The 11,855-nt window shown below is 30.8% G+C and carries 7 protein-coding genes and 1 pseudogene; 6 read left to right on the top strand and 2 right to left on the bottom strand.

The features are described from left to right. The first annotated feature begins 35 nt into the window (after window positions 1-35). The 4 genes from CUEA01_RS00440 to CUEA01_RS00425 all read left to right on the top strand — a co-directional run bounded on the left by CUEA01_RS00440 (window position 36) and on the right by CUEA01_RS00425 (window position 5,046). Window positions 36-1,127 carry a hypothetical protein gene (locus CUEA01_RS00440; protein ID WP_234117156.1) on the top strand — a complete coding sequence of 364 codons (1,092 nt, stop codon included), beginning with the start codon at window positions 36-38 and terminating at the stop codon, window positions 1,125-1,127. A gap of 654 nt (window positions 1,128-1,781) precedes the next feature. Continuing rightward, a complete protein-coding gene (locus tag CUEA01_RS00435; RefSeq protein WP_234122090.1) occupies window positions 1,782-2,714 on the top strand; it encodes a TIGR01212 family radical SAM protein in 933 nt (310 codons plus the stop codon). Window positions 2,715-2,798: 84 nt separating this feature from the next. Next, a complete protein-coding gene (locus CUEA01_RS00430) occupies window positions 2,799-3,908 on the top strand; it encodes an ABC transporter ATP-binding protein (protein WP_234117153.1) in 1,110 nt (369 codons plus the stop codon). 199 nt (window positions 3,909-4,107) lie between these two features. Continuing rightward, window positions 4,108-5,046, top strand: a complete 939-nt coding sequence (locus CUEA01_RS00425; RefSeq protein ID WP_234117151.1) for a PucR family transcriptional regulator — start codon at window positions 4,108-4,110, stop codon at window positions 5,044-5,046. A 226-nt stretch (window positions 5,047-5,272) separates the two neighbouring features. Here CUEA01_RS00425 and CUEA01_RS25330 read toward each other — a convergent pair. After that, window positions 5,273-6,480: pseudogene (locus CUEA01_RS25330) on the bottom strand (IS110 family RNA-guided transposase). A gap of 556 nt (window positions 6,481-7,036) precedes the next feature. Between CUEA01_RS25330 and CUEA01_RS00415 the strand changes: the two are divergent. Then, window positions 7,037-7,747: a 2-phosphosulfolactate phosphatase family protein gene (locus CUEA01_RS00415; RefSeq protein WP_234117149.1), complete on the top strand. Its 711-nt coding sequence runs from the start codon at window positions 7,037-7,039 to the stop codon at window positions 7,745-7,747. 701 nt (window positions 7,748-8,448) lie between these two features. Here the strand turns inward: CUEA01_RS00415 and CUEA01_RS00410 are convergent. Further along, complete coding sequence (locus CUEA01_RS00410; RefSeq protein ID WP_234117148.1) at window positions 8,449-9,624, bottom strand: class I SAM-dependent rRNA methyltransferase; 1,176 nt, start codon at window positions 9,622-9,624, stop codon at window positions 8,449-8,451. Window positions 9,625-10,275: 651 nt separating this feature from the next. Between CUEA01_RS00410 and CUEA01_RS00405 the strand changes: the two genes are divergently transcribed. Then, entirely contained in the window at window positions 10,276-11,832 is a 1,557-nt protein-coding gene (locus tag CUEA01_RS00405) for an ABC-F family ATP-binding cassette domain-containing protein (RefSeq protein WP_234117146.1), read from the top strand. The last annotated feature ends 23 nt before the right edge of the window (window positions 11,833-11,855 follow it).

The following is an 11,855-nucleotide window of genomic DNA, read 5'->3' as shown; positions in this document are numbered from 1 at the left end:
TCTACATTATTGGTAAAATAGGTGGAGGCATAGATATGAAAAAAAAGATATTTTATTTGATTTTAGTCTTATTTTTAGTTTTAAATTGTTGCGCGTGTACTAATAAGAAAAACCAACTTACCAATGTAAATGAATTTGAACTTACAAAAGCAACAAAGGTTGTTGAAGGTTATTTAAATAGCTATATGGCAAATGATTATACATCAATGAATTATATGTATAGCAAGGGATTTAAGAAAAAGGTCGAAAATCAAAATAAGCCATATCTTAAAATTGTAGGTTATAAAATTACTGATTCTACTGAGATGGGATTAAAAGCTAATATAAAAGTAAATGTGGTGAGTACAGATACAAATTCACCTTATACAAGTACAGATGCATATACTTTTAAAATAAAAAAAGAAAAAGGTAATTATACCATAGATGATATAAGTTCTAGCAATGAAAAAGAAGTTTTCTTGTATAAGAGAAGTTTGCTTGTAAAAATTAAAGATGAACCTATGAGCAATGTACTTGTAAATTTAAGAGGAATTCCAGAGTACTATTTTGAAAAAACTGATGTGGCTAATGTTAATAAAGTAAGGGTGGCAAAGGATAGTTTTAATAATTTAAGCTTATCCTATAGTGCGGATAATGTAGCAGTATCTACAGCAGGTGCTAATCCTTTTGTTGGGGTTTGTGGAATAACTGATTTGCAGCAATCAACAGGAGATGGAGGTCAAGGACAGAATCAAGGCCAAGGCAATAATGTAAGTGAAAATGATATAGATCCATCTAAGGTTGCGGCAAAGTCAATTACTGCAATTGATGTATATGCAGGTTCGAAAGTAGAAGCAATGGTTTTTTCAAGGGATGAAAAATTACTTGCTGTTCAAATAGCTAAGGCTGGAAATAGCACTATAAATGTATATAATATAGAAACTGGAAAGGTATTGTCAAAGGAAATAGAAAAAACTTTTCCTAAAGATGAGGTAGATTTAAAGATAGTTAGAGCTGATGAAGAGGATTTCTTAATAGAAAGCACGCCTAAAGCAAAATATAAAAATGATAATTCTGTAAAGAAGATAGTTGGTAGATGGGAGTGGAATATAAAAGATTACAAAATTAAAAAAGAAAAGGCAAAGTAATAGTTTTTTGAGACATTAAATATAATCCATAAATCTAAGAGGCTAAATCTTAAAAGCCTAAGAAGTTTCAATAACTCGCGAGAAGAAGCTCAGACAATTGAAACATCTAAGGCTTTTAAGATTTAGCCTCTAAGATTTATTGGATTATATTTAAATCGTCTCTTCAAAACTATTACTTTGCCTAACATGGCTTAAGGAACATTTTCCTCCGTGCCTCCGGAAAATGGGAATTTAAGAGTAGGTTCGTAGCCAAACGAAAATCTTAAAAGCCTAAGAAGTTTCAATAACTCGCCAGAGGATGATCAGACAATTGAAACATCTAAGGCTTTTAAGATTTAGCCTCTAAGATTTATTGGATTATATTTAAATTGTCTCTTCAAAACTATTACTTTGCCTAACATGGCTTAAGGAACATTTGAAAGTAGAATCGCATAAATTTGAATACATTATATGAATTGTATATAATTAATATTGTACTAAGATAAGGTATAGCCTATTAAAAAAAGAGGCGAATTATTAAGAATTTGGGCCATAGCACATTAAGTTTTAAAATTTTCTGAGACAACAGAAAATTAACATTAACTGTACTTTGTACTCTGTACTCAGTACTCTTAAATTAGGGGTGGTTATTTGAATAAAGCAGATAATATAAAAATGTGGGGAGACAAACCCTACAAGAGTTTAAACTATTTTTTAAGAGAGAAATTTGGAGAAAAAGTATTTAAGATATCCTTAGATGCTGGATTTTCTTGTCCTAATAGAGATGGAACTATAAGCAAAGGTGGATGTATTTTTTGCAGTGAGAGAGGTTCTGGAGACTTTGCAGGTAATAGAAATTACTCAATAGCAAAACAGTTTAAAGATATCAAAGAAATGATGAATAAAAAGTGGAAGGAAGGAAAGTATATAGCTTATTTTCAGGCTTATACTAATACATATGCTCCAGTGGAGGTGCTTAGGGAAAAGTACAATGAAGCACTTAATGAGGAGGGAGTAGTAGGTATAGCTATTGCAACTAGACCAGACTGTCTTTCAAAAGAGGTTTTGGATTTGATAGAAGAGTTTAGTAAGAAGACTTATGTATGGGTAGAACTTGGACTTCAAACAGTTAGTGATAAGACAGCAAAGGTAATAAATAGGGGATATGACCTAAGTGTTTTTGAAAATGCGGTAAGGAATTTGAGAAAAAGAAATATAGATGTTGTAGTACATGTTATATTTGGATTGCCCGGTGAAAATATTGAGGATATGCTTAATACAATTAGGTATATATCTAAAATAGATATTCAAGGAGTTAAATTGCATTTGCTTCACCTAATGGAGAATACACCTCTTGTTAACTTGTACAAGGATGGAAAATTACACTTTATGGAAAAAGATCAATATGTTGATTTGGTATGTGAAGCTATAGCAATGTTACCTGAAAGCATTGTTATACATAGGCTAACTGGTGATGCACCAAGGGATTTACTTATAGGACCCTTGTGGAGTTTAAAAAAGTGGGAAGTACTAAATTCTATACACAAGAAAATGTTTACATGCAATTTACATCAAGGTTTGTACTTTTATACAAATAACACAAAATAGATTTGTATCATTTATGTATAGATAAAAGGTTTTCAATAAGCTAATATATAGATAACAAGAAAAAACTTAGGGGGGTAATTGATAATGTCAAATTTATCATTAAAACATATTTATAAAGTTTACGAAGGAAATGTTACAGCTGTTAAAGACTTTAACCTTGAAATAGAAGATAAACAATTCGTAGTATTCGTAGGACCTTCTGGATGTGGTAAGTCAACAACACTTAGAATGATTGCTGGACTTGAAGAAATATCTCAAGGTGAACTATACATAGGAGATAAGCTAGTTAACGATGTTTCGCCAAAAGATAGAGATATAGCAATGGTTTTCCAGAACTATGCATTATATCCACACATGACTGTTTATGATAACATGGCTTTTGGACTTAAACTTAGAAAAGTTCCAAAAGATGAAATTGAGAAAAAAGTTAAAGAAGCAGCAAAAATACTTGATATAGATCATTTACTTGATAGAAAACCAAAGGCTCTTTCAGGTGGTCAAAGACAAAGAGTTGCGATGGGAAGAGCTATAGTAAGAAATCCTAAAGTATTCTTACTTGATGAACCATTATCAAACCTTGATGCTAAATTAAGAGTTCAAATGAGAACTGAAATAGCAAAACTTCACAAGAAATTACAAACTACATTCATATATGTTACACATGACCAGACAGAGGCTATGACTTTAGGAACAAAACTTGTTGTTATGAAAGATGGTATAATTCAACAAGTTGATACTCCACAAAATATTTATGAACATCCAATAAATATATTCGTAGCAGGATTTATTGGAAGTCCACAAATGAACTTTATAGAAGCAAAAGTATCTGAACAAGATGGAAAAGTAGTATTAAACGTAGAAGGCGATGTAATACCTCTTCCAGAAGATAGAGCAGCAATAGTTAAAAAGGGTGGATATGTTGGAAAAGATGTTATTATGGGTATAAGACCAGAAAACATAGATGATGATCCTGAATTCCTTGAAAAGCATAATGATGCTATAGTTGAAGCAAAAGTAGAAGTAACAGAGCTTATGGGATCAGAAACTTATATATATTTAGTAAAAGGAAAATCAAATATTACAGCTAGAGTTGCAGGTACTTCAAAGGCTAAAACTGGAGATACTATCAAAATAGGAATGGATACAAGCAAAATCCATGTATTTGATAAAGAAAGCGAACAAACAATAGTATAATAGATTTAAGTTTAATTAATATGTAACACATTTTACCATTATAATATAAATCATCTAAAATGCACAATGTACGGTTTATCTATAATTATCGTATGTTGTGCATTTAAAAATATTTGTATATAATATATTAAAACATAATTTTATACAAATGAAATTTTAATTTTCATAAAACATATATCCATAATGGGAGGGAATAAATATGTATAATTTCAAGGATTTTCTGCAGGAATTAGGTTCAACTTCGGGAATAATATTTAAGCTTACAGGTGAGGATGGAGATACATTATATGCTAGTGATTCTTATGTAGAGGATTCGGAAAAAATTTATTTCCCAATATACTTAGGTAACAATAAAAATATTGTATCAATATCCCAAAAGGATGAAGCGTGTATAAAATTATTAAAATACACCATAGAAAATAAATACAGGGAGATATATTCGGTTAAAGAACAATCAATAGTTAATTTGTTGGAGTCAAAGGAAATAGATGGAGATAGCGAGTTATCTTTCTTGTGCAATGGGTCAAAATTATTACTTTTAAATATAACTGGTAGTAAGTATGATGGTATAAACGTGATACAGCAAATGTATAGTGATGAAAATATTGTAAGTGTAGTTTATAAAGATAATATAGTAGTTATAGGTTATTTTGATGATGTGAATGAACATGCCGTAAGTATAAGAGAAGCTATAATGTCTAATTTGTTTTGTGAATGCAGAATAAGTTACAGCAAGGATATAAAGGACCAATACGAGTTAAAAGAAGCATATGAAGATGCCAGGGAATGTCTAATGCTCGGTAAGAAATTTGGATTAAAAGATGGAATTTTTGACTGTACTAAGCTGCTGTTTGAAAAGATTGTTTATAATATTGAACCCAAATTAAAACAAGAATTGTTAAACAAATTTAAAGATAAGTTTAACCAATTTGATGGGGAAGTTATAAATACAATCGATGAATTCATGAAAAATGGTTTAAATATAAGTGATGCAGCAAGAAAACTTTATATACATAGAAATACTTTAATATATAGGCTAGATAAAATAAAAAAAGAGACAGGTTTCGATATAAGAAACTTTAAAGAAGCAACAGTCTTTACAACCGCATTTTTAGTATGGAAAGAAATGAAAAACTAGTGCGAAGTAAGTGTAGCCCAGGATATTAAATAAAATTAATAAATCTAAGTTGAAAAATTTTAAAAGCCTAAGAAGTTTCAATAACTCGCAAAAAAACGCTCAAACCTGCTAAGTAAAGTCAAGTGTTTTTCTTAAAAAAATTTTAAAAATTTTTTTAAGAAAATAGGGTAACTTTAATAAAACCTTCTTATAGAAGATTTTTTAAAGTGCCCTATTTTTATATTTTTTAGTTTTTTAAAACTTCTGAAACCCTAGCATAATATATCCTCAAAAATTTATTTAGTCCTGCTATTTTAGCTTGTTTCTTTGCTTTACCTTCTGATTCTTTTTTTATTATATAGTCATATACTGCTGTGTCTTTAGTAGGAACTCTGCATTTTATGCTTTTCATTATCTCATAACCTGTTTTTCTCAGATATCGAGATCCTCGCTTGGATATTTTTCGATCGTTACCGTTAAAATTTCCAGATTGATAAGGAGGAGCATCTATTCCTGAATAAGCCACAAGAGCTTTTGAACTGTAATACTTTCTTACGTCACCTACTTCTGCAATAATTCTTGGTGCTAATTTTTCTCCTACACCATTCATGTTCAAAACAACATCGTATTCTGGCAATAACTTGGCAAGTTCCTTCATTCGTGATAATATTAGATTCAAGGATATTCCAATGGAATGGATTCCTTTGATAGTCTCTGAGGTGATCATTTTTGTGCTTGACATCTTAGAAGGCATAGTTGGGATACTATTTTTAGCGAGAATATATATATCATGAGCTTTATTCTCACTAAATTGGTATCCTTCTTTTTTTGACCATTTTTTATAGCTTTCAGTAAACTTATTTTCACTTAACTTAACTTAACAATATTGTCATAATGCCAATACTTTTGTACAAAGTCTGATAACTTATCTTTTGCAAAACTAGTTGAGTTTGAAGCTAAGAGTCCTGCAATACCTGGCATAGTTTTGTCTAAAAGATTTGAAAGCATTACTTTAAGTTTTATCCTTAAGGACATAAATTGAAAATATTGTCTTGAAAGAGTTTTGAGTTCATAATATATATCTTCTTCTACTTTATAATTGGTTAGTTCATACCAATTATCCAATCCAAACTTTGATATTTTTTTAGAGTCTAATTTATCTGTTTTACCTTTTCTAAGAGATATACTTGCATATTTTTTCATAAGCATAGGGTTAACAACGCAAACAAAAATACCCCTTTCTTGTAGATACGACAATACTGGAATATGATAGTGTCCTGTTGCTTCTAAAACTACCTTACTTTCTTCATCAAAACTTATAATTTTGTCAGCTAATTTTCCTAGATCTTCTAAAGTGTGTTTAACTTCAAAAGGTTTCTCCACAATTTCACCGTGTAATTTACGAATACAAACTGTACTTTTGCCTTTTGAAATATCTATCCCAATGCTAATCATAATATCAACTCCTTTGTTAAAAATTTTGTCCATCCACTTATTACTACTCATTTTTGTTCGTTACGCGGAAGCTAATTATAGTTCCAACCTGCTTAATCGAATATCCATAATAAGCAATGGGTGATAGTTTGAGCTACGGAAGTAAAATTCCAACAAATTGAATCATCAGCCCATTTCTTATTATAATAAAAATAAGTGCAGATTACTTAATCAAATGAGATTAAGTATCTACACTTATAGTACAAGACAATTGAAACATCTAAGGCTTTTAAAGTTTTTTACCTAAGATTTATAAAATTTTATTTAAATCATCCTGCAATATATTTACTTCGCCTTATACCATGGTATAAGGAAAGAACCCATACCAGAGGTTTGGATGTAGGTCCATTAAGATTCTTGAGCATTTATAACTAATTTCTAATGTTCCACTTCAAAAAAATGAATTAATTAAAAATAGCATTGTGCCTACGGAATTTTGGGGTGGTGCGGAAGCAATATTTTTTAGGGAGACAGATAGTTTTATTATTATGGTAAAATGTTATTAGAGGTGAGGAAAATGAAAATTGATTTAATAATTTCTGCTGATGATATTAAAAAAGATAAAATGATTGGAAAGTCAGCTGTAGTAATTGATATGCTTCGTGCTACTTCTGTAATAACTACTGCAATTAATAATGGATGTACAAGGGTTATTCCTGTCCTTACTATAGAAGAAGCTCTGGAAACGGCTAAAAAGGTTAAAGAAGATGTAATACTTGGTGGGGAGAGAAAAGGGCTTAAAATTAATGGCTTTGATTTTTCAAATTCACCACTTGAATACAAAACAGAAATAGTTCAAGGTAAAACCTTAGTTATGACAACTACGAATGGCACAAAAGCGATTAGAGGCAGTCTTACAGCCAAGCATATATTAATAGGTTCAGTATTAAATGCTAGAGCAGTGGCAGAAAGGCTTATTGAATTAAAGAAGGATGTAGTCATAGTAAATGCAGGAACATATGGCGAGTTTTCTATTGATGATTTTATTTGCAGTGGATATATAATAAATTGCTTAAAGGAAAAGACAGATGCAGAACTATCTGATGTTGCAATTACAGCTAATTATGTATATGAAAACAATAAGGATATTAAAGAGTTTACAAAATTAGCAAAGCACTATAAGAGAATTGTTGAATTAGGTTTGGAAGATGACTTTGAGTATTGCTGTCAAAAAGACACTATAAAGGTTGTACCAGAATTTCTGGATGGAGAAATAGTAGCTAAATAATATGTAATCTAAATTAATGTGAAGTAAGAGCATTCACAGTGGTTTTAGGTAAAAATTTTAGTGCTTATGGAATTTTGGTGTAGTGCAAAACCGAATAACAAGGGACAAGCACATTAAAATAATGTGGTATACGAGTATCTCGAAATCTTAAATAAAATTAATAAACCTAAGTGGCAAATTTTATTTAAAATATTTCTTCGACACTCGTATACCGCATCATTTTTTTTAATGCACCTGTCCCTTGTTATTTTGATACTTGTACCACACCTTTATTTCCAATGTTTAAATAAGTTCGTATTACAAAATTTAGCGTTATTAACTTTTGATAGTTTAGCTAGTTTAAATAGATAGTAAAAACTTACCAAAACAAGGGTGTAGTACAAAAACTTAAATAATAAGTGAGAGCTCTGCAATAAAAAAATGATGTGAGTAATGGCGTTGAAGAAACATTTAAATAAAATTTTATAAATCTTAGGGACTAAATCGCAAAAGTCTTAGAAATTTCAATTGTTTGAGCTGCCTCTTGCGAGTTATTGAAATTTCTTAGAATTTTGCGATTTAGTCTCTTAGATTTATTAATTTTATTTAAGGTTTCAAGATGCTATTAATCACATCATTTTTATGCAGAGCTCCCACTTATTATTTTGTTTTGCACTACACCTTTGTTCGTATTAATTTTAGGTTATGAACTAATTAAGTAGTTAAATAACTTGGAATATATAAAATTTCAAGTAGTAGGATTCATCATCCGTCCAAAGTATTGGATGATCTGGTGCCTGGGTTCTAAATTCAACCTGTCTTAAAGTTCTTCCAGCATCAAAAGCAGCTGAAGCTATTGCATCTTTAAATAATTCAGGATTCATAAAATGTGAACATGAGCAGGTAACTAAAAATCCGCCTGGTTTAACAAGTTTCATTCCTCTAAGGTTGATTTCCTTGTAGCCTTTAGCAGCACTTTTTATAGTAGTTCTTGACTTTGTAAAGGCAGGGGGATCTAGTATTACAACATCAAAAGTTTTACCTTCGTCAGACCATTCTCTTAAAACGTCAAAGGCATTATGACATTCAAATTTTACTATATCTGATAAATTGTTAAGTTCTGCATTTTTTCTGCAAAAATCAACTGCATGCTGTGATATATCCACACCAAGAACGCTTTTTGCACCAGCAATTCCAGCATTAAGTGCAAAAGAACCTGTATGTGTAAAGCAATCTAGAACAGTGCTGTCTTTGCAGATTTTATGTATTGATTTTCTATTTTCCTTTTGGTCAAGGAAGAAACCTGTTTTTTGACCTTCTGCAATATCAACGTAATATTTAACGCCATTTTCAGTTATTTGTACCATTGTATCAAAAGGTTCACTTAAGAAGCCTTTTGTTTGCTCTAAGCCTTCTTTTTCCCTTACAGCGGCGTCGCTTCTTTCGTAAATTCCCTTTGCACCGTATTCATCTTTTAAAATTTTAACGATGATGTCTTTGTATTTGTCAATGCCAAGAGCAAGAGATTGAATTACATAATAGTCTTCAAATTTATCAATTATAAGACCAGGTAAAAAGTCTGCTTCACCAAATACAAATCTACAGCTTGAAGTATCTATAACTTTTTTCCTGTATTCCCATGCAGCTCTTAATTTTTTTCTAAAGAATTCTTCATTTATTTCTTCATCGATATTTCTTGTGAGAAGTCTAATTGTTATTTTAGAGACATCATTTATGTATCCCTTACCTAAAAATTTATTGTTATGTGTATAAACTTCAACAATGTCTCCGTTTTCATAGGTTCCATAGTAACCTTCTATGTCAGATGAAAATACCCAAGGATGACCAAACTCTGCTAGAAGATTTTTTCGTTTAATTAAATAAAATTTGCATGCCATTTTTATGACCTCCAACTTGTTTAGAGTAGAGAGTAAAGAGTAGAGAGTAGAGTGAAGGTTAATTTTCTGTTGTAGCAGAAAATTTTAAAACTTAATGGGTTACCACCCAAACCCTTAATAATCATTTTATACATAAAACTTAAAAATTGCGAACCATTATTCAGAGTACAACTGACAGAGTACAGAGTACAGTGAAGGATGCTTTTTCTCCGCTATAGCTACGAAAAATCTAAGAACTTATTTTTGATTGCTTACGCAATCGTATCATCATATGTTGCTCAGCGAAGCTGACAACATTTAAGTTTAAGATTTACCTGACGTAAGGAAAGGTAAATCATCCTTAACTGTACTCTGTCATCTGTACTCTGTACTCTGAATAAAGGTTCGTAATAATTTTAAATTGTGATTAAATATTTTTTAGTGTGACAGTCCCATCCTTCACTCTACTCTGTACTCTCTACTCTTAATTTTTATAATTTACTTGTAAAATTATGCTATATTAAGTTTAAAAATTTCAAGTTATATACTAATATTACTATAGCATTATACCATACAGTAAAATTATGTGTTATAAAGAAATAAAAATACTTTGACTTTCGTGGCTTCTTAATTTAATATTTTATTATATATTTAAAATTACGGAGGTTAGCGATGAGCATTTTAACAGTTAAAGATGTAAATCATGGTTTTGGAGATAGAGCAATTTTTGAAGATGTATCCTTTAGACTTTTAAAGGGGGAACATATAGGTCTTATTGGAGCTAATGGTGAAGGTAAGTCCACATTTATGAATATAATTACAGGTAATTTAATGCCGGATGAAGGTACTGTTACTTGGTCAAATAAAGTTAGAGTTGGCTATATGGATCAGCACGCAAAATTGACAAAGGGGATAAGCATAAGAGAGGCTTTAAAAGGTGCTTTCAAGTATCTTTTCGATATGGAAGCTGATATGATGCAGATTACAGAAAAAATGGCGGAAGCATCACCAGAGGAATTAGAGAAGCTCATGGAGGATATGGGAACTATACAAGATACTTTAGATAACAATGGTTTTTATACTATAGATATAAAGATTGAAAGTGTTGCTAAGGGACTCGGACTCACGGATATAGGTCTTGATAAAGATGTTGTCGATTTAAGTGGTGGTCAAAGAACAAAGGTACTTCTTGCAAAGCTTCTTCTTGAAAATCCAGATATATTATTATTGGATGAGCCTACAAATTATCTTGATGAAGAACATATTGAATGGTTAAAAAGATACTTAAAGGATTACGAAAATGCATTTATTTTAATATCACATGATATACCTTTCTTGAATGAAGTTATAAATATTATATACCACATTGATAATAGAAAACTTACAAGATATGTTGGAGATTACGACAATTTTCAAAGGGTTTATGAAGCAAATAAAAAGCAAATTGAAGCAGCTTATGAAAGACAGCAGCAGGAAATTGCAAAGCTTGAGGACTTTGTTGCTAGAAATAAAGCTAGAGTTGCCACAACAGGTATGGCAAGGTCAAGACAAAAGCAGCTTGATAAAATGGAAAGAATAGAACTAGACAAGGAAAAACCAAAGCCAGAGTTCAATTTTAAAGAAGCCAGAGCATCTGGAAAGCTTATATTTGAAACAAGGAAACTTGTTATAGGCTATGATGAACCCCTTACCAAACCATTAAATCTTATGATGGAAAGAGGACAAAAAATAGCTTTAGTTGGTGCAAATGGTCTTGGAAAAACTACACTTTTAAAAAGTCTTCTTGGAAAAATTCCTGCCTTATCTGGTGAAGTTGAACTTGGAGATTATCAGTATTTAGGTTACTTTGAACAGGAAATAAAAGAAGCAAACTACAATACTTGTATAGATGAGCTTTGGAAGGAGTTTCCTTCTTACAATCAATATGAAATAAGAGCAGCCTTGGCAAAGTGCGGACTTATGACTAAGCATATTGAAAGTAAGATAGCGGTATTAAGTGGAGGTGAGCAGGCTAAGGTAAGACTTTGTAAGCTTATAAATAAAGAAACAAATATATTAATACTAGACGAGCCTACTAACCACTTAGATGTAGATGCTAAGGATGAACTAAAAAGAGCATTACAAGAATATAAGGGAAGCATACTTCTTGTTTGCCATGAACCAGAATTTTATAGGGATGTTGTTACGGATATTTGGAATTGTGAAGATTGGACAACTAAAATTGTTTAGTAATTTTATAATAGCAAAGTAAG

The sequence above is a fragment of the Clostridium hydrogenum genome, assembly GCF_021432385.1.
In the GTDB taxonomy this organism is placed as follows: domain Bacteria; phylum Bacillota; class Clostridia; order Clostridiales; family Clostridiaceae; genus Clostridium_S; species Clostridium_S hydrogenum.
Note: the sequence above shows the minus strand (reverse complement) of the source record. Positions and strands in the feature narration are given on the sequence as shown.

What these genes read in the sequence shown, in the direction of transcription:
- CUEA01_RS00440 (WP_234117156.1), top strand. Translation starts at nt 36, where the DNA reads ATGAAAAAAAAGATATTTTATTTGATTTTAGTCTTATTTTTAGTTTTA.
- CUEA01_RS00435 (WP_234122090.1), top strand. Translation starts at nt 1,782, where the DNA reads ATGTGGGGAGACAAACCCTACAAGAGTTTAAACTATTTTTTAAGAGAG.
- CUEA01_RS00430 (WP_234117153.1), top strand. Translation starts at nt 2,799, where the DNA reads ATGTCAAATTTATCATTAAAACATATTTATAAAGTTTACGAAGGAAAT.
- CUEA01_RS00425 (WP_234117151.1), top strand. Translation starts at nt 4,108, where the DNA reads ATGTATAATTTCAAGGATTTTCTGCAGGAATTAGGTTCAACTTCGGGA.
- CUEA01_RS00415 (WP_234117149.1), top strand. Translation starts at nt 7,037, where the DNA reads ATGAAAATTGATTTAATAATTTCTGCTGATGATATTAAAAAAGATAAA.
- CUEA01_RS00410 (WP_234117148.1), bottom strand. Translation starts at nt 9,624, where the DNA reads ATGGCATGCAAATTTTATTTAATTAAACGAAAAAATCTTCTAGCAGAG.
- CUEA01_RS00405 (WP_234117146.1), top strand. Translation starts at nt 10,276, where the DNA reads ATGAGCATTTTAACAGTTAAAGATGTAAATCATGGTTTTGGAGATAGA.